The 17,632-nt window shown below is 39.2% G+C and carries 18 protein-coding genes, 1 pseudogene and 1 other annotated feature; of the genes and pseudogenes, 8 read left to right on the top strand and 11 right to left on the bottom strand.

The genetic code is table 11. The features are described 5' to 3' along the window. Positions 1-10 precede the first annotated feature (10 nt). The 6 genes and pseudogenes from sdaAA to ACHUFA_RS06950 all read left to right on the top strand — a co-directional run bounded on the left by sdaAA (position 11) and on the right by ACHUFA_RS06950 (position 4,574). On the top strand, positions 11-883 hold the full coding sequence (gene sdaAA / locus ACHUFA_RS06975; RefSeq protein ID WP_222347589.1) for an L-serine ammonia-lyase, iron-sulfur-dependent, subunit alpha: 873 nt from the start codon (positions 11-13) through the stop codon (positions 881-883). Between the two features lies 1 nt (position 884). Beyond that, positions 885-1,451: a histidine phosphatase family protein gene (locus ACHUFA_RS06970; protein WP_222347590.1), complete on the top strand. Its 567-nt coding sequence runs from the start codon at positions 885-887 to the stop codon at positions 1,449-1,451. Between the two features lie 111 nt (positions 1,452-1,562). Then, on the top strand, positions 1,563-2,165 hold the full coding sequence (locus tag ACHUFA_RS06965) for an NADPH-dependent FMN reductase (RefSeq protein ID WP_394405303.1): 603 nt from the start codon (positions 1,563-1,565) through the stop codon (positions 2,163-2,165). Between the two features lie 66 nt (positions 2,166-2,231). Beyond that, positions 2,232-2,777: an NADPH-dependent FMN reductase gene (locus ACHUFA_RS06960; protein WP_489686318.1), complete on the top strand. Its 546-nt coding sequence runs from the start codon at positions 2,232-2,234 to the stop codon at positions 2,775-2,777. Beyond that, complete coding sequence (locus tag ACHUFA_RS06955; protein ID WP_394405280.1) at positions 2,774-2,968, top strand: FMN-binding protein; 195 nt, start codon at positions 2,774-2,776, stop codon at positions 2,966-2,968. The genes ACHUFA_RS06960 and ACHUFA_RS06955 overlap by 4 nt, the downstream gene beginning before the upstream one ends. Next, positions 2,934-4,574 (top strand): annotated as a pseudogene (locus ACHUFA_RS06950) (FAD-dependent oxidoreductase). Before ACHUFA_RS06955 ends, ACHUFA_RS06950 begins: the two are co-directional and overlap by 35 nt. A 43-nt stretch (positions 4,575-4,617) precedes the next feature. Here the strand turns inward: ACHUFA_RS06950 and apf are convergent. The 8 genes from apf to yfmF form a co-directional block, all read right to left on the bottom strand. Continuing rightward, positions 4,618-5,172, bottom strand: a complete 555-nt coding sequence (gene apf, locus ACHUFA_RS06945; protein WP_394405279.1) for an aggregation-promoting factor — start codon at positions 5,170-5,172, stop codon at positions 4,618-4,620. A 131-nt stretch (positions 5,173-5,303) separates the two neighbouring features. Beyond that, positions 5,304-6,098, bottom strand: a complete 795-nt coding sequence (locus tag ACHUFA_RS06940) for an energy-coupling factor transporter transmembrane component T family protein (protein WP_222347592.1) — start codon at positions 6,096-6,098, stop codon at positions 5,304-5,306. Next, the gene (locus tag ACHUFA_RS06935) at positions 6,091-6,933 is read right to left on the bottom strand and encodes an energy-coupling factor transporter ATPase (protein ID WP_394405278.1); all 843 of its coding nucleotides are present in this window, start codon (positions 6,931-6,933) and stop codon (positions 6,091-6,093) included. Before ACHUFA_RS06935 ends, ACHUFA_RS06940 begins: the two co-directional genes overlap by 8 nt. Then, positions 6,909-7,745, bottom strand: a complete 837-nt coding sequence (locus ACHUFA_RS06930) for an energy-coupling factor ABC transporter ATP-binding protein (RefSeq protein WP_394405277.1) — start codon at positions 7,743-7,745, stop codon at positions 6,909-6,911. Before ACHUFA_RS06930 ends, ACHUFA_RS06935 begins: the two co-directional genes overlap by 25 nt. Further along, positions 7,745-8,284, bottom strand: a complete 540-nt coding sequence (gene pgsA / locus ACHUFA_RS06925) for a CDP-diacylglycerol--glycerol-3-phosphate 3-phosphatidyltransferase (protein WP_222347595.1) — start codon at positions 8,282-8,284, stop codon at positions 7,745-7,747. Before pgsA ends, ACHUFA_RS06930 begins: the two co-directional genes overlap by 1 nt. A gap of 12 nt (positions 8,285-8,296) precedes the next feature. After that, the gene (gene rodZ / locus ACHUFA_RS06920) at positions 8,297-9,136 is read right to left on the bottom strand and encodes a cytoskeleton protein RodZ (RefSeq protein WP_394405276.1); all 840 of its coding nucleotides are present in this window, start codon (positions 9,134-9,136) and stop codon (positions 8,297-8,299) included. A 76-nt stretch (positions 9,137-9,212) separates the two neighbouring features. After that, on the bottom strand, positions 9,213-10,496 hold the full coding sequence (gene yfmH / locus ACHUFA_RS06915; RefSeq protein ID WP_222347597.1) for an EF-P 5-aminopentanol modification-associated protein YfmH: 1,284 nt from the start codon (positions 10,494-10,496) through the stop codon (positions 9,213-9,215). A gap of 1 nt (position 10,497) precedes the next feature. Next, positions 10,498-11,748 carry an EF-P 5-aminopentanol modification-associated protein YfmF gene (gene yfmF / locus ACHUFA_RS06910; RefSeq protein ID WP_222347598.1) on the bottom strand — a complete coding sequence of 417 codons (1,251 nt, stop codon included), beginning with the start codon at positions 11,746-11,748 and terminating at the stop codon, positions 10,498-10,500. 72 nt (positions 11,749-11,820) lie between these two features. Here yfmF and yaaA point away from each other — a divergent pair, with 72 nt between their 5' ends. Next, positions 11,821-12,198, top strand: a complete 378-nt coding sequence (yaaA, locus tag ACHUFA_RS06905; RefSeq protein ID WP_222347599.1) for a S4 domain-containing protein YaaA — start codon at positions 11,821-11,823, stop codon at positions 12,196-12,198. Positions 12,199-12,200: 2 nt separating this feature from the next. Then, a complete protein-coding gene (gene recF / locus ACHUFA_RS06900; RefSeq protein WP_222347600.1) occupies positions 12,201-13,298 on the top strand; it encodes a DNA replication/repair protein RecF in 1,098 nt (365 codons plus the stop codon). 24 nt (positions 13,299-13,322) lie between these two features. Here the strand turns inward: recF and guaB are convergent, their stop codons facing one another. From guaB to trpS, 3 genes are all read right to left on the bottom strand, one after another. After that, positions 13,323-14,804 carry an IMP dehydrogenase gene (gene guaB, locus ACHUFA_RS06895; RefSeq protein ID WP_222347601.1) on the bottom strand — a complete coding sequence of 494 codons (1,482 nt, stop codon included), beginning with the start codon at positions 14,802-14,804 and terminating at the stop codon, positions 13,323-13,325. A gap of 166 nt (positions 14,805-14,970) precedes the next feature. Beyond that, on the bottom strand, positions 14,971-16,302 hold the full coding sequence (locus ACHUFA_RS06890; protein WP_394405275.1) for a metallophosphoesterase: 1,332 nt from the start codon (positions 16,300-16,302) through the stop codon (positions 14,971-14,973). Between the two features lie 52 nt (positions 16,303-16,354). After that, positions 16,355-17,377 carry a tryptophan--tRNA ligase gene (gene trpS, locus ACHUFA_RS06885; RefSeq protein WP_222347603.1) on the bottom strand — a complete coding sequence of 341 codons (1,023 nt, stop codon included), beginning with the start codon at positions 17,375-17,377 and terminating at the stop codon, positions 16,355-16,357. 43 nt (positions 17,378-17,420) lie between these two features. Next, positions 17,421-17,628, bottom strand: a binding site (T-box leader). Positions 17,629-17,632 lie beyond the last annotated feature (4 nt).

Below are 17,632 nucleotides of genomic sequence, written 5' to 3'. Positions count from 1 at the left end.
AAGGACGACCATGTTTTATACCGTAGAAGAACTGGTGCAACAAGCCAACGAGCATTTTAATGGCAACGTTGCCGAGCTCATGATTGAAACTGAAATCGAATTAACTGGCCGTAGTCGTGAAAAGATATTGACACTGATGTCAAGAAACTTGACAGTTATGAAATCTTCTGTCCTGGATGGTTTGACGGACAGCAAGTCTGTTTCTGGTCTAACTGGTGGTGACGCTGCAAAATTGGACCGTTATATCAAATCTGGAAAGACATTAGCAGATAGTACCGTCTTATCTGCTGCCCGCAACGCTATTGCTGTCAACGAATTAAATGCTAAAATGGGGCTGGTTTGTGCAACACCAACTGCAGGATCTGCTGGTTGCCTACCTGCCGTTATCTCTGTTGCCATCGAAAAATTAAATTTAACCGAAGAAGAGCAGCTTAACTTCCTCTTTAGCGCAGGTGCCTTTGGACTTGTTATCGCCAATAACGCTTCTATATCAGGTGCAGAAGGAGGTTGTCAAGCTGAGGTGGGTTCAGCCAGCGCTATGTCTGCCGCAGCCTTGACACTGGCTGCTGGAGGAACTGCTCATCAAGCAAGTCAAGCTATCTGCTTTGTCATCAAAAACATGCTTGGTCTCATCTGCGATCCTGTTGCTGGTCTCGTTGAAGTTCCTTGCGTCAAACGCAATGCTATGGGAGCAAGCTTTGCCCTAGTTGCGGCTGATATGGCCTTAGCTGGAATCGAGTCTAAAATTCCTGTTGATGAAGTCATTGATGCCATGTATCAAGTTGGCTCCAGTCTTCCAACCACCTTCCGCGAAACTGCTGAAGGTGGTCTAGCAACGACGCCAACTGGTAAACGATTGGCTCAAGAAATCTTTGGAAATTAAAATGACAACAAGAGTCTATTTCATTCGTCATGCAGAGCCAAACTATGAAAATCACAATGATTTTTTGCGCGAACTTACAACAAAAGGTTTACAAGATAGTCAAAAACTTGTAAATTTATTTGACAAGATAGCCATCGATGCTTTCTTTTCCAGTCCTTACAAACGGTCTATTGATACCATCTCTCCTTTGGCTAACTCTCGTCACAAGGAAATTACTACAGTCACTGATTTCCGGGAACGAAAAATTACCGATATTTGGATTGAAGATTTTGCTGGCTTTACAGAAAAACAATGGGCTGATTTTTCTTACAAGCTGGACGGCGGTGAGTCCCTGTCCCAAGTCCAAACACGAAACATCACCGCGCTAGAAATTCTTCTCCAAGAATACTCTGAAAAAACGATTATCATCGGAACGCATGGGACTGCTCTGTCAACCATTATCAATTATTACGATCCTTCTTTCGGCTATAACGAATTTCAAAAAATCAAACACATCTTTCCCTGGTGTGTGAAAATGGAATTTGACAACTTAGCTCATCTATCGACACAAGAAATTCCCTGGTTATAAGACAGGGTATTTCTTTTTTTGTAAAAACAGACACAAAACAATGAAAAGGTTTGCAAAACCTATTTTTTTGGTGTATATTGAGTACAAATAAAGATTGAGAGAAATTTCACAATAAAGCTAGTTGCTATTGTCGGAACTAATTCGGCGCGTTCTACCAACCGTAAATTGTTGCAGTTCATAAAAAAACATTTCTCAAATGTAGCAGACATTAACATTTTAGAAATCAAGGATTTACCAGCCTTTAACGAGCCCGAAGATAAGATTGCTCCAGCTCCTGTCGCTGAATTTTCAGCAAAAATCTTAGAGGCAGACGGTGTGATTATTGCGACACCTGAGTACAACCACACCATTCCCGCACCTCTCGCTAGTGCTTTAGAGTGGATTGCCTACACTAGCCGTGCTTTAATCAATAAACCTGTCATGATTGTTGGGGTTTCTCCTGGGTCTTTAAGTTCTTCTCGTGCTCAAGCTCATCTCCGTCAAATTCTCAATGCACCTGAGTTGAAGGAACGGATTATGCCAGGAACGGAATTCTTACTAGGTCACTCAGAACAAGCTTTAGACGCTGAAGCAAACTTACTGATTCCTGAAAAAGTAGCAGAACTTGAAGAGCACTTTACAGAGTTTACAAGTTTTGTAAAGATAATTCAAGAACTAGTCACTCAAGCCAATACAGATCAAAAACGACTATTTGCTTGGGAAAAAGATATCTAGAAGGCTATTTTTATGAAATTTATTGGTATCGTTGGAACAAATGCAAAGCATTCTTACAATTGAAAATTGCTAGAGTTCATGCAAAGTCACTTTGCTAAGAAAGTTGACATTGAAATCTTGGAAATCACAGATGTTCCTATGTTTGACGAGACAAATGATCAAACAAACGCTCCAAACGCTCCAATCATTCAACTTTTTAATGAAAAAATAACAGATGCAGATGGTGTCATCATTGCAACACCTGAACATAACCACACCATTCCTTCTTCCCTTAATAGCCTACTAGAGTGTCTATCTTTCAACGTTCATCCACTAACTGGTAAGCCTGTTATGATTGTCGGGGCATCTTATGATGTACAGGGTTCATCGCGCGCCCAACTGCACCTTCGCCAAATTCTTGATGCTCCCGGTGTCAATGCCGTTGTCATGCCAGGTAGCGAATTTCTTCTTGGACGTGCTCACCAAGCCTTTGATGAGAATGACCAGCTTATTTCACATGGAACAATTGATTTCCTCGAATCCTGCTTCTACAAATTCATCCGCTTTGCGACCATTGCCAACCAACTCAATGAACCTGAAGAAGTAAATTTGAACCAGGTACTTACGCAGTGACAACCGTTGGACATAATGGTGTTCTGCCTATGCAAGTGACCCTATCTGAAGAACGAATTGAAAAGATTGACATCAATTCCTCTGGTGAGTCTGCTGGAATTGCTGATATTGTCTTTAGTCGCATTCCTGCTGAAATTATCGAAGGTCAAACTCTAAATGTCGATGCTGTTTGGCGCTTCTGTCACTTCTAATGGCGTACTAGACGGTGTCGCTCGTGCCATCCGTTTGGCTGGTGGAAATCCTGATAGTTTGCGCAATCGTCCCAAGGCACCACCTTCTGCTCTTGACAAGGAAGATAAGACCTACGAAACTGACCTTGTTGTTGTCGGTGGAGGTGGTGCAGGACTTGCAGCTGCTGCTCGTGCTTTACAATCTGGTAAACATGTTATCGTCGTTGAAAAGTTTCCAGCCGTAGGTGGAAACACTGTCCGAGCTGGTGGACCAATGAATTCACCTGATCCAGCTTGGCAATCAACCTTTACAGCCCACCCAGGTGAGGCTCATAATTTACAAGAACTTTATAACACTGATGAATCAACTATTGACCCAGAATACTTGGACGATTTCCGCGCCCTAAAACTGGAACTTGAAAAGTATCTCCAAGATCCAAGCTACCTCTTTGATTCAAAACTCCTTTACCGCATCCAAACCTATATTGGTGGCAAACGCAAAGACTTAAACGGTCAAGAAATTCATGGTAATTACGACCTTGTCAAGGTCTTGACAGAACATGCTCTTGAGTCTGTTCGTTGGTTGGAAGATATAGGTGTCGAGTTTGTTCGCGACGAAGTAACCATGCCTGTTGGTGCCCTCTGGCGCCGTGGTCACAAGCCGAAAATACCTATGGGGGTGGCCTTCATCTCTGTTCTTAAAGACTTTGTCTTGAAAAATGGTGGACTTATCTTAACAGATACACCTGTTAAAGAACTCTTGGTAACCGAAGGTCATATCACTGGCGTTTCTGGAACAGGACGAAATGGACAAACTATAACTGTCAATGCCAAGGCTGTCATCTTGACAACAGGTGGCTTTGGTGCCAATACCAAGATGTTACAAAAATACAATACTTACTGGACAGAAATTGCTGACGATATCGCTACTTCAAATACACCTGCTGTGACGGGTGACGGTATCCTATTGGGACAATCTGTCGGTGCTGACCTAGTTGGCATGGGCTTCAGCCAAATGATGCCTGTGTCTGACCCAGTTACTGGTGCTCTATTCTCAGGTTTACAAATACCACCAGCCAACTTTATCATGGTCAACACCTAGGGGAAACGCTTTGTTGATGAATATGGTAACCGTGATAAACTTTCTCAAGCCGCCATTGACAACGGTGGACTGTTCTACCTCATCGCTGATGATAATATTAAAGCAACCGCCTGTAATACCAGTCAAGAAAAAATTGATGCTCAAGTCGCTGCTGGAACTCTATTCCGTGCAAATACTCTGGAAGATTTAGCTCATCAGATTAACATAGAACCTGCTGTCTTAGTTGACACCATTGTCAAGTATAATTCCTATGTTGATGCAGGATATGATCCTGAATTTAACAAGGGAGGTGTGAAAAGGCTCCATGCTACGCAACTCCACGTAAACCTGCTGTACACCATACTATGGGTGGTCTCAAAATTGACACGCAAGCTCACAGCAGGAACAATCATCAAGGGACTTTACGCAGCCGGTGAAGTTGCTGGTGGACTCCATGCTGGAAATCGCTTAGGTGGCAATTCACTGACTGATATCTTTACTTTTGGTTGTATCGCAGCAGATACTGCCATTCAAGAACATTGTTAACTAGCAAAAAGAGTTTGGATTTCCCCAAACTCTTTTTAATTTTTTAATACCATCCGTTTGCATTCCAAAAAGCAAGGGCTGCTGACCATGAACCATAGCGATTAACTACGTATGCATCCGCCACACGCTCTTGGTTCTCAGGAGAGTAATCTCCATTCAAGTAAGTATTCGTCAACTGATAGCGCCCATAATATTGACCATTCTGTGCAGTATAAGAACCACCTGATTCACGACGAGCAATCTCTTCTTTTGCGGCAGCTTCTGACCCTGCTACTGTAGAACTATAGTCAACTGATGCTGCTGAAGGTGCTGCTGTAACCGTTTCAGTCTCAGTTACTGCCACAGTCTCTTGCATTGAAGACATCTGTGCAGTTTCAGCATTTATTTCCAAAATTTGACCAACATAAATTAAATCTGGACTTACAATCTTATTCAACGATACGATTGAGTCAACTGTAGTTGAATGCTTTTCTGCTAATTCAGATAAAGTATCACCTGATTGAACAGTGTAAGAATCGGCGCTTACAGCACCTGCGATAAATAGTGAAGCAGCAGCAATAAAGCCTGCAAATGTTGTTTTCAAATAATTAATTTTCATACTATAAAGTCCTTTCTTAACAACTGTTCACTATCATACCGTCTTTATATTACTACTATATTGATATATTATTACAAATGTTACAGTCTTGTTGGAATTAGACGAAAAAACACCATTTCTGGCGTTTTTTGTTAATTTTTCAAGAAATATAATCCAATTCCAAGTAAAAACATAACTGCTATTGCACAGCTATCTGAAATCTTCCACTCAAGAACACGGTATTTGCTACGACCATCACCACCTTGATAACCACGCGCTTCCATAGCTGTCGCCAGAGCATCTGCTCTTTTGAAACTTGAAGCAAAGAGCGGTATCAAAATTGGAATAACGGACTTCACCTTCTGTACAATGTTCCCTTCGCCAAAATCAACCCCACGTGCTCGTTGTGCATTCATAATACGCGCTGTATCATCCATTAAGGTTGGGACAAAACGCAAACTCATAGACAACATCAAACCAATCTCGTGGACAGGCACTTTGAAATATCTGAGAGGAGCTAAACCAGCTTCTACACCGTCAGCGAGGCTCAGAGGCATTGTTGTCAAGGTAAGTAAGGTTGAAAAGAAGACAATCAAGACAAAACGCATAAATATAATGCCCGCTTGCTGTATTCCTTCAAGAGTAATGGTAAGGAACCAAAGCTTCAATAAAACTTGATGCCCACCTGCAAAAAATAATTGGAATAAAGTTGTAAACAAAATAATTCCAATCATTGGTTTTAATCCATTAATGAAAAAGGAAATTTTTATTTTAGATAATAGCACAAGTCCTAGTACAAAGAACAATAACAAAAGGTTTGTTACCAAGTTGTTGGCCCAGAAAATAATCAGCAAGAAGATAAACATAGCTAAGAGCTTACTACGTGGATCCAATCGATGAATAAATGAATCTCCTGGGATATAGCGTCCTAAAATCAATCTATCCATGGCGCATCACCTCCACAAACTCATCCATTGTAATAGGAAGTTTTTCAAAAACAAATCCACGTCGTTCTAGATTTGCTGCAAATTTTGTAATTTTTGGAACTCCTAATTGGATACTCTCCAAAAAATCTACCTGCTGAAAAACCTCAGATGGCTGTCCCGAAAGTATTTTCTTACCTTTTTCCATAACATAGACATAATCTGCAAAATTTGCTACATCATCCATGAGATGAGTTACGAGAACAATGGTCATTCCCCGCTCATGCAAATGTTTGAAAATAGACATCAGTTCTTTGCGTCCTGCTGGATCCAGTCCTGCTGTCGGCTCATCTAAGACAAGAACACTTGGTTCCATAGCTAAGATTCCCGCAATAGCTACACGCCGCATTTGCCCACCAGAAAGTTCAAATGGACTACGCTCAAATAGCTCCTCTGAAATACCAACCAGATCCAGTTTTTCACGCGCAATTGCTTCTGCTTCTTCCTTAGAGACACCAAAATTTTGAGGACCAAAGGACACATCTTTCAGTACTGTTTCATCAAAGACTTGGCTTTCTGCAAATTGAAAGACCAAACCAACTTTTTTTCGAACTTGTTTAATATCCTTATTTACAGAATCTGCCGTAATTACTGTTTCATCAATAACGACACTTCCAGAAGTTGGAACATTAAGACCGTTTAAGAGTTGCAGGATAGTAGACTTTCCAGAACCCGTATGCCCTATCAAAGCCGTGTAAGAGCCATCCTTAATCTCCAAATCCACACCAAAAAGCGCACGACCTTCAAAAGGTGTACCTAGCTGATAGGTATAACTTACTTGTTGGAGATGAATGCCCATAGTTCTTTTTCTAATTCCTCTTCTGTAAAATAGCTGTGCGGTAATTCGAGTCCCGACTGTCTCAAATTTTCCAATAATTCAATCGTAAATGGTTTATCCATATCCAATTCTTCCAAATCTTCTCGGATAAATAGCTGAGCTGGAGTGCTAGTTGATTCCACTTGCCCCTCCTTCATGACAATGACACGATCACTCAAAGCCACCTCATCTAAATCATGAGTAATAGAAATCACTGTCATGCCATAGGTATCCTTGATATCCTTCACAATCCGTATCAAATCTAACCGTCCCTCAGGATCTAGCATACTGGTAGCCTCATCCAAAATAATAATCTTTGGACGTAAAGCAACAACTCCTGCAATTGCAACACGCTGTTTTTGGCCACCAGATAAACGTGCAGGTTCCCGAGTTTTAAAATCAGCCATACCGACCAATTCTAGAGCTTCCTGAACCCGTTGTAGCATTTCATCATACGGAATTCCTTGATTTTCTAAACCAAAAGCCACATCATCTTCGACGGTTGCTCCTACAAACTGATTATCTGGATTTTGAAAGACCATGCCAATATGACGACGCTTCTCCCAAACATTTTCTGGCGTCAGTTTCTCTCCGTTAATGAAAATATCGCCAGATTCAGCCTCTAAAAGACCATCTATTATACGAACAGTAGTTGATTTACCAGAACCATTATGCCCAATGATGGATACCCACTCACCTTGTTTCACGTGAAACGAAACCCCATCCAAAGTGTAGTGGCTATCGTCTTCTTCATACTTGTATTTAAGATTTTTTACTTCAATAATATTTGTCATTACTTAAAAGTATCCTTGAAAAGGAAACCAGCTCCCTTAAAATAATCGTAACCAGAATAGATTGTAAAGAACAAAGCAATATAAAGTGTTACCTGTCCCAATACCGTCCAGTGGAGAAGTAGAAAAATAATTGAAAACATTTGTGAAAACGTCTTGATTTTTCCTGGCATAGCTGCTGCAAGAACAGTCCCCCCATTTTCCACCAGCAATAACCGAAGACCAGTCACCGCTAATTCACGGCAAATAATCACTGCTGATACCCAAGCTGGTACAAAACCAAGCTCAACTAGCATAATAAATGCTGTCATCACTAAAATTTTATCTGCCATTGGGTCAGCAAACTTACCAAAATTACTAACAACCTTCCACTTACGAGCTAGATAACCATCAAGATAGTCCGTGATACTAGCTAAAGCAAAAAGAATAGCCGCAAAAACATGAGTTCCTGTAGTATGCCAAAGTGTTAAAACCAAGATAAAAATTGGAATCACACAGATTCTTCCTAAGGTCAGTACATTAGGGATATTTTCTTTTTTCATATTTCGTTAATCCTATTCTACTGTGATTGTAATGGTACCTGTCTGGCTAGTTAGTAATGACATATCTACCTTTTTGCCACCAATTTCAATGGTAACACCTTGAACAACTCCCAAGGTAATGGTTGCTGTCGGCTGTCCTGCTGCCAAACTTGTTGTAACAGATTTATTCTCGATAGATAAGACTGTTCCACCAGCTAAATCTGTATCACTCACACTTATCCAACTGGTCACATCGGTAACGGACAATTTTACTTCAAGCGGTTCCGAGGCATTGGTTACTTGAACAGCCAAATTGTTACCACCACCTGAAACCGTCAAGGCCGTTTTCTGTTCTGAGCTTGAGGTAGAACTTGAACTTATTTGTGAACTGGAACTAGCAGTTGAACTACTAGTAGTTGTCGTTTGACTCACCACTTTATAGGAACTATTTTCCGACAAAGTTACCTGATTCTGAATGCGGCTATGAACAACGTACGTCACAAAAATCAAGATAGAACAAGCAGCTAGGAGTAAATACACCATTGGTAAATAGCTAGCTAATCCTCGCTTCCCTCTTTGACTTCTACTCAGTTCCTCATTAAAATCTTCTTCCTCGCCCACACCATAGTAAGCAACTAGACTATCCGTATCATATGCATCTAGCAACACTTCGCTATCCAAGTCCAAGACCTCTGCATAGCGCTCTAAGAAATTACGAGCGTATACCTTATCTGGAATGAAAGCAAAATCATTATATTCCAAAGCCTGTAAATATTTAGCCTGAATTTGTGTTAGGCGCTGCACCTCAGTGAGACTCCAACCACGACTTTCACGCGCAGTTTTCAAAACCTCACCGATACTTTTTTGCCTCATTCGCTCTCACTCTCTCTCTTTTAATTTTCAATACATTATTGTAACAGATTTTCCTATAAATTTCGATGTTTCGTTCCTATTTATTTGGAAAAATTGTAAAATCTGTCATATCACAGTTAGAAATAAACGAACGCCCAGCTTCTAACAGATCTGCTAAACTCAGCTCAGCCAGCAATTCTGGCAAGTCCAACATATTTTCAAATTCTGAATATTGGGCTGCAAATTGACTGGCAGTCCCTTCCAAGGAATTAAGCCCACGAATAAAGTCCCCATAGGCTTCCTTCTTCAATAATTCAAAATGTTCCTCTGTCACATCTGGGCTGGTTTCAAAATTTTTCAAAATTTTTCGAATGGAATGAGACAAGGCAATTGGTTCCTCTGTATCTGTTGAAATAACTACAAAATGGTAGTCTGGTCGTACCTCTAAATGAAGTGTAAAGGAGCTGTCAACCTTCCCCGCTTCGTAAAAAGATTGATAGTTCTGTGAAGTCCAACCCAGCAGCATTGAAAAAAGCAAGGACAATGATAGACGATATTTGTGAATATTTTCAACCATTATCGCATCATTCCCGCGTAAACCAACTGCTAGTTTTGGAGCAGCCACCTCTAGACTTATATTCCTATGCTCCAATATTGGTCGGTGTTCAATCGCCTTTGTTGTTATCACTGTCAAGTTATTGTCAAGTTTATTTTGAAAATTATTAACCGCCTCCAAAATCTGATTTACATCAAAGTCTCCAATCACAACCAAATTCATTTGATTGGGCTGATAAAAGGTGGTAAAATTCTCCATTAATTGCTGGGCAGTAATATCCTGTATAGATGAAACGGAACCTGCAATATCCTGCGCCAAAGGTGTCTGAGGGTATAAACTAGCCAAAATTTCCATGTACAATCGATAATCTGGATCGTCCAGGTACATTTCAATCTCTTGCTCAATAATCCCCTTTTCTCTCTCAATACTTTCAGAAGAAAAATGTGCTTCTGAAACCATTTTTTGCAAAAGAGTCAAGGACTCAACAACATTTTCCGTCGTAGAAAAAAGATAACTTGTCTGATAAAGACTAGTGTAAGCATTGGCACTAGCACCTAGTTGAGTGAATTCTTGTAACAAGTCACCACCATCTGTCGTTTCAAACAATTTATGCTCTAAAAAATGTGCTATACCTGCAGGATAGTATTTTGCTTTATCGTCAACCATAAATTCTGTATGGATGGCCCCGAAATTCGTTGTCATAATGCCGTAAACTTCATGAAAACCCTTTTTTGGCAACAAGATAAGTGTCAACCCACTGTCAAGTTTATATTCTAAAATAGATTCTGCTAAGTAGGTGTTTTGCTTTTTTACAACTTTTTCCAATCTACTCAACTCCTTCCATAAAGTAAACTGCCTGTAAACGTATGAGTTGACTGACCTTAACAATGTCTTCTTTTTTAACCTGAGAAATCTTGTCCATGAATTCCTCCACAGAGATATGTCTCTTACCTAGAATAACCTGATTAAAAACTTGTTCAATCAATGTACGTCCTTTGTCTTGGGAGACTTGGGCCGAATGGAGGTACATTTTTTTAGTGAGCTCTAACTCTTCTTCTGAAAATTGGCCCTGCTTCAAACGCAATAATTCTCTATGAATTCCTTTTAATGTTTTCAACCGATTGTCTCGGTCAATTCCAGCGTAAACCTTTAACATTCCAGAAAAAATATTTAGCTGTGAACCAATTGTATAAGCCAAACCATCCTTCTCTCTCAATTGCGTAAAGAGTCTTGAATGAGAAAATGCTCCAAATAAACCATTCAACAGTAAGAGAGCATAGTAATGTTCATCCTTGTAAAGAACTTGTAAATTATAAGCTAATTCTAAAATAGACTGTTTGGCGAATTTTCTTTCTGATTTTTCACGTAAAACTGGTGAAAAAGTCTGGTGATATTCAAATTCTAGCTTTGGATTCCGATAAGTAAAGGCAAGTTTCCTAAAAGCTTCAATTGTCAACTCTTTATCAACTTCTCCTAATACAAAAATATCAATCCGATCTAGTTTCAACATGTTTTGCAAGGCTTGGTAGGCTGATTTTGCTGTGATATCTTCTACTAACTCAAGATTTGATACACGAGGGATTTGAAGAGCTTCCTCTTGAAAATAGAGCTTGTTCAACTCCACATCTGCATGATAAAAATTATCTTCGACCTCTGATTCCAGATAGGAAATCAGATTTTTCTTTTCAATTTCAAAAATTTCCTTTTGAAAAACACCATTTTTTCCTAGCGGCTTTTGCAAGGTTGACACTAATAGATCAAGAATTTCTTTTGTTAAATTTTCCTGATAGAATAGGTAATTTTCTTTGATAAAAGATACTGAAATATCCACCATGTGGACGCGTCCCCTTTTAGAAACGCTGGTAGAAAGAGTAGCACCATAGAGTTCTGCTAGCTTCCAGCGAAATTCTTGATTGGTCGGATAGTCTTGATTCCCCATTTCTAACATATTGGCCACCAAAACACGATTTGCCACAGTTTTCTTATCCATAGGTGCTGTAAAGCGAATTTTAATCTGATTTGTTGTAAATTTATCCGAAGGAATAAAGTGAAGATTCACACCCTCTTGTAATTTCATAGAAACCTCTTTCAAGCGTAGTAAGCTTTATTATACCATTTTGTGATATAATTATCTGTAGCGAGGTGAACTATGAAATACAAATTATTTGAAGAATATATTACACTACAAGCCCTATTGAAAAACGTTGGTATTTTGTCTTCGGGAGGTGCTATCAAGGCCTTCCTAGCAGAAAATACTGTTCTTTTTAACGGTCAAGATGAAAAACGTCGTGGCAAAAAAATTCGTGTCAATGACATCATTACCTTACCTGCACAAAAGGTAGAAATTACTCTGGTCGCACCAAGCGAGCAGGAGATTGAAGAATACAAAGCAGACCTTGAGGAAAAAGCTCGTGTAGCTGCTCTTGTAAAAGAAATGAACAAAAAAGTGAAAAAAGCAAGCCAAAAAACAAACTCTAAACAAGCCAAGCAAATTGCTAAGAAACCTGTTCGTTTCCCAGGTACATAAGTATGTGGATTGAAGAATTACGTTTACAGAATTTTCGCAACTATCGTCAACTTTCTGTCGACTTTCATAATGGATTAAATGTCTTTCTTGGAAAGAACGCCCAAGGGAAGACAAATATTCTAGAAAGTATTTATTTTCTAGCTTTAACTCGTAGTCATCGAACGAGAACAGATAAAGATTTACTTCATTTTGATGGAGGAAACTTGACAGTACATGGGCTAGTCCACCGAACAACTGGTAAATTACCACTTGACATTGAGTTGACAGAGAAAGGGCGTACTACAAAGGTTAATCATCTCAAACAAGGGAAACTTTCTGACTATATCGGGCATATGAATGTCGTTCTGTTTGCACCTGAAGACTTACAACTAATAAAAGGAGCGCCTGCCCTGCGTCGGAAGTTTATCGACGTTGAACTTGGACAGATTAAACCACTCTATCTCTCCGATATTTCAAACTACAATCATGTTCTCAAGCAGAGAAATACCTACCTGAAGCAAGCAAATCCAGTCGATGAGAATTTTCTAGATGTCCTAGATATGCAGCTGGCCGACTACGGGAGTAAGGTCATCTTACACCGTATCGACTTTTTGGAAAAACTAGAACACTACGCTAAGAAAAAACATTTCGATATTTCCAATCAAATGGAGCAATTGTCCCTAAAATATCTGTCTAGTTTTAAATTTACAAATACAGTAAATTTGATTGATGCATTCTTGACAGAGTTGCAAAGAAGTCGTAAACGAGACTTATTCAAAAAAAATACTGGCATCGGTCCGCATCGAGATGATGTAGAATTTTTCATCAATAACATCAATGCTCATTATGGTAGCCAAGGTCAACACAGAAGCCTAGTCCTCTCTCTAAAATTAGCTGAAATTGAACTCATGAAAGAAATCACACGAGAATATCCTATTCTTCTACTTGACGATGTGATGAGTGAACTTGACAACTATCGTCAAGTTCAACTACTTGAAACCATTTCTGAAAAAATACAAACCTTCATTACGACTACCTCTCTAGATCATCTTCATCAACTTCCTGATGAACTAAAGATTTTTCACATTGAAGCTGGTCAACTCAGCGAAGAAAACATTTAAAAAAGCACCAACCGGTGCTTTTTCTTAATGTACTGAATAATTTGGTGCTTCGTTTGTAATTTGAACATCGTGTGGGTGACTTTCTTTCAAGCCAGCTCCTGACATTTCGATAAATTGTGCTTTTTCACGGAGTTCTTCCATGGTGCCAGCACCAACATATCCCATTCCAGAGCGAAGACCACCAACCATTTGGAAAATCATATCTGCAACGGAACCTTTATAGGCTACACGCCCCTCAATACCTTCTGGAACTAACTTGTTAGCTTCGTTGACTGAAGATTGGAAATAACGGTCTTTTGAGCCTTGTTTCATAGCTGCAATTGAACCCATTCCACGGTAAGTCTTAAATTTACGACCTTGGAAGATTTCTGTTTCACCAGGTGCTTCATCTGTTCCTGCAAACATTGAACCAAGCATAACTGCATGTCCACCAGCTGCCAAAGCTTTTACGATATCACCTGAATACTTGATACCACCGTCAGCGATAATCGCCTTTCCATACTCACGTGCCACACTAGCTGCATCGTAGATTGCTGTTACCTGAGGTACACCCACACCAGCCACAACACGAGTTGTACAGATTGAACCAGGACCGATACCGACTTTAACCACATCTACACCTGCTTCATAAAGAGCACGAGCACCTTCTGCAGTAGCAATATTTCCTGCAATCAAAGTACGGTCTGGGAAATGTGCACGAATTTCTGCAATTTTACGAAGAACCCCTGCCGAATGACCGTGTGCTGTATCAATTACAATAGCGTCTGCACCAGCCTCAAACAAAGCCTCTGCGCGCTCAAACGTATCAGAAGTAACACCGACAGCACCAGCAACTAGAAGACGCCCAAATTGATCTTTAGCAGCATTCGGAAATTCGATAACTTTTTCAATATCCTTGATTGTAATGAGACCAGCCAAGCGTCCTTCTTCATCTACCAATGGCAACTTTTCAATACGATGGGCATGAAGAATTTTTTCAGCGGTTTCAAGATCAGTGCCAACTGGTGCAGTCACCAAGTTTTCCTTAGTCATATTGGCTGAAATTGGCTGAGTATAATCTGTAATAAAGCGCATATCACGGTTAGTGATAATACCAACTAATTTACGATTTTCAAGTGTTTCAACGATTGGGACACCTGAAATACGATACGTTGCCATAAGATTTTCAGCTTCTTCAACTGCATCTTCAGGAGTGAGGAAAAATGGATCAATGATAACACCATTTTCAGAACGTTTAACCTTACGAACTTCCTCTGCTTGAGCCTCGATAGACATATTTTTATGAATAACTCCAAGACCACCAGCACGAGCCATTGCAATGGCCATTTTGCTATCTGTAACAGTGTCCATAGCTGCAGAAATAATTGGAATATTCAAGGTCAAATTAGGGGCGAGTTGTGTGCGCAAATCAATATCGTTTGGCAAAACATGACTTTCTGCTGGAATCAGCAAAACATCATCGAATGTATATCCTTTTTTCAAAAATTTCGTATCCCAATTTGACATGGTATTTCCTCTTTTCGTTTTTATTGTGCTTATTATCATAACATTTTACAGTTAATTGTCAATAAAAATGAAGCTTTTTCCGAACGTAAAAACGTTTTTTTTTAATAAAAGATGACATAATGTGTAGAAGACGTATAAATAAAATCAAAATAATTGTTTTGTATGTTTATTTTGCATTTTTGTTTGTTTTTCTATATATATTATTCGAATCTTTTATATCCATAAAAAAATCATGATGAGAAGATTGATTTTCTTTAATAATAGTATCTATATAATTTTTCATAAAAGTAGAAGATTGTTGCTTCCATAAGTTCAAGCCTTGATTGTAATCATTCAGATCAACTTGATTGCCAGCAAAATAATCAGCATTTAATTGACCAAATGTTTCTCGTAATAGAGCTACCTCTTGATCTAATAATTTTTCTTTATCCAGTCCTTCTTCTGCTTTTTTTGCCCCAATTTCTTCCATAAATTTTCTAGAATAGGTTGAAAAATTTAAAAGATATTTATCTGAATATCCCTTCCATTTTGCCCATTCTTCTAGGGAGAGAGCCTGAGTTTGATAATTTAGCTTTTTCCCATCATATTTAACCAGTGAAAACTGATGGGGCGAAACAGATAAGGCAGAAGTCACGATCTCAGGAACCTGACCTTGTTCAATATGTTGAATATGAATATGCCCACTAAAATTTATCAAAACTCCATATTTTTGATAGAGTTCTCTTAGTTTATCTGCTTGACTAATCAAAAATCCATTGGAAAACTGTGGATTGTGTGGGAGTAGATTTTGATGGCTGACTGCTATTATCTTTGCATGATTTTTTTGTGCGGTTTTAAGAACTTGCTCTACCCATTCTAGAGTTTCATCTGAAAGAGAATTGTCTCGATTAGCATTCGAATCCAACATTAAAAACCATAGATCTGAGCGAGATTTGTAAACATATGACAAGGAGTTGTCATCTTTCTGTAAACTAAGTTGTAAATTATCCAATCCATATATCCCTTGAAATTCTTTTTTTGAAATAGTCGGAACAAATTGATAACCATCACCTATAAATTTTGCTGCACTTGATCGTTCTATATCATGATTTCCTGGGATTGTTAAGATTTCAATGTCACTATTTCTTATTTTAGATAGTTTTTCTGCTAATTCTAGGTGACTTTGCTTTTCTCCATTGAATGTCAAATCACCGCTCAAAATTAAATACTCTGGCTTCAGTCTTATCACCTGATCAACAAATGCATCTGTGATTTCTTCAATATAGTACATATTTTTTCCATCTGCATGGTCAATCATTTTTGTAAAGAACCCTCCATTATCTGTCAATTTACTTGACAAGTAGTGTAAATCTGTTACAATTGCAAAAGAAATTGGTTTATCTACACTGGTATCCTGACTTTTTTCCTTCAAATGCTCCTGTGGAGCCTGTTTATAAATTATCCCTAAGATTGCCGATACCAATAGTAGAATAATGATGATAATTTTTCGTCTCTTCATTCTCATAAAAAGCTGAGATCATCTAAAAAGATTACCCCAGCTCCCCTTCTCTTTAAAAATAATGAATGCCCATTGCAGATTTTACCTCTGCTAGTGTTTGACCTGCAACAGCGCGTGCCGCTTCGCTGCCTTTTTCAAGCATACGGAAGACTTCTCCCATATCCTTAGCATATTCTAAGCGACGCTCACGAATAGGAGCCAACTCACGCTCCAAAACTTCCAAGAGATAGCGTTTCGTTTTAACATCTCCAAGGCCACCACGTTGGTAATGCTCCTTCATCTCAGCAATAGTTGCTGTATCCTCTTCTGTCCCAAAGATATCTAGATAATGGAAAACCATATTCCCTTCGATTTGTCCTGGATCTTCAACACGGATATGGTTTGGATCCGTGTACATACTCATCACTTTTTTACGAACAGTGTCTGCATCATCAGAGAGATAAATCCCATTTCCAAGCGACTTAGACATCTTCGCATTCCCATCAAGACCTGGTAAACGGCCTGCACCTTCATTGGTTGGATAAAGACCTTCCGGCTCTACCAAAACATCTGTTTTATAAGTATGGTTGAAGGAACGTACAATCTCGCGTGTTTGTTCAATCATTGGTTTTTGATCATTACCTACAGGAACCAAATTTGCTTTAAAGGCTGTAATGTCAGCCGCTTGTGAGACTGGGTAAACCAAGAAACCTGACGGAATAGACTCGCCAAAACCTTTTTGAGCAATCTCCGTCTTAACGGTTGGGTTGCGTTCCAAACGAGCTACTGATACCAAATTCAAGTAATACATGGTTAATTCAGCTAATTCAGGAATCTGACTTTGAATGAAAATCGTAGACTTGCTTGGATCTAAACCAACAGATAAGTAATCCAAGGCTACATTCCCAATAGATTCCTTAATAATTTCAGATTCTTTAGCATGGTCTGTCAATGCCTGTTGATCAGCCAAAAAAACAAACATGTCATACTTATCTTCGTTTTGCAAAAGAACACGGTTCTTCAAAGAGCCGACATAATGGCCTAGGTGCAATTTGCCAGTTGGACGGTCACCCGTCAAAATAATTGGTTTGGTCATGGGTTCTCCTTTTATTTCAATAAAAAAACTCACACGAACATCGTGTGAGGGCGTTTTTGAGTCTACGCGGTACCACCTCAATTAGCAGAAAATCTACTATCTCTACGCACGATAAGGGGTGCCGACCTGAAACTTATGTTTTTGTTTCACATGAAACATCAGCCCATTTCATCTGTCCAAATACTGACTTGCAGCCCCGTCAGCTCTCTAAAATCTGGAGAAAGATTACTCTTCTGAATCGTTTTAATTGTAAGA

This window comes from Streptococcus hepaticus, from assembly GCF_043656315.1.
Classification (GTDB): Bacteria; Bacillota; Bacilli; order Lactobacillales; family Streptococcaceae; genus Streptococcus; species Streptococcus hepaticus.
Note: the sequence above shows the minus strand (reverse complement) of the source record. Positions and strands in the feature narration are given on the sequence as shown.

Excerpts from the sequence above, each read along its gene's own strand:
- sdaAA (WP_222347589.1), top strand. The coding sequence starts at position 11 with ATGTTTTATACCGTAGAAGAACTGGTGCAACAAGCCAACGAGCATTTT.
- ACHUFA_RS06970 (WP_222347590.1), top strand. The coding sequence starts at position 885 with ATGACAACAAGAGTCTATTTCATTCGTCATGCAGAGCCAAACTATGAA.
- apf (WP_394405279.1), bottom strand. The coding sequence starts at position 5,172 with ATGAAAATTAATTATTTGAAAACAACATTTGCAGGCTTTATTGCTGCT.
- ACHUFA_RS06940 (WP_222347592.1), bottom strand. The coding sequence starts at position 6,098 with ATGGATAGATTGATTTTAGGACGCTATATCCCAGGAGATTCATTTATT.
- ACHUFA_RS06935 (WP_394405278.1), bottom strand. The coding sequence starts at position 6,933 with ATGGGCATTCATCTCCAACAAGTAAGTTATACCTATCAGCTAGGTACA.
- ACHUFA_RS06930 (WP_394405277.1), bottom strand. The coding sequence starts at position 7,745 with ATGACAAATATTATTGAAGTAAAAAATCTTAAATACAAGTATGAAGAA.
- pgsA (WP_222347595.1), bottom strand. The coding sequence starts at position 8,284 with ATGAAAAAAGAAAATATCCCTAATGTACTGACCTTAGGAAGAATCTGT.
- rodZ (WP_394405276.1), bottom strand. The coding sequence starts at position 9,136 with ATGAGGCAAAAAAGTATCGGTGAGGTTTTGAAAACTGCGCGTGAAAGT.
- yfmF (WP_222347598.1), bottom strand. The coding sequence starts at position 11,748 with ATGAAATTACAAGAGGGTGTGAATCTTCACTTTATTCCTTCGGATAAA.
- yaaA (WP_222347599.1), top strand. The coding sequence starts at position 11,821 with ATGAAATACAAATTATTTGAAGAATATATTACACTACAAGCCCTATTG.
- recF (WP_222347600.1), top strand. The coding sequence starts at position 12,201 with ATGTGGATTGAAGAATTACGTTTACAGAATTTTCGCAACTATCGTCAA.
- guaB (WP_222347601.1), bottom strand. The coding sequence starts at position 14,804 with ATGTCAAATTGGGATACGAAATTTTTGAAAAAAGGATATACATTCGAT.
- ACHUFA_RS06890 (WP_394405275.1), bottom strand. The coding sequence starts at position 16,302 with ATGAAGAGACGAAAAATTATCATCATTATTCTACTATTGGTATCGGCA.
- trpS (WP_222347603.1), bottom strand. The coding sequence starts at position 17,377 with ATGACCAAACCAATTATTTTGACGGGTGACCGTCCAACTGGCAAATTG.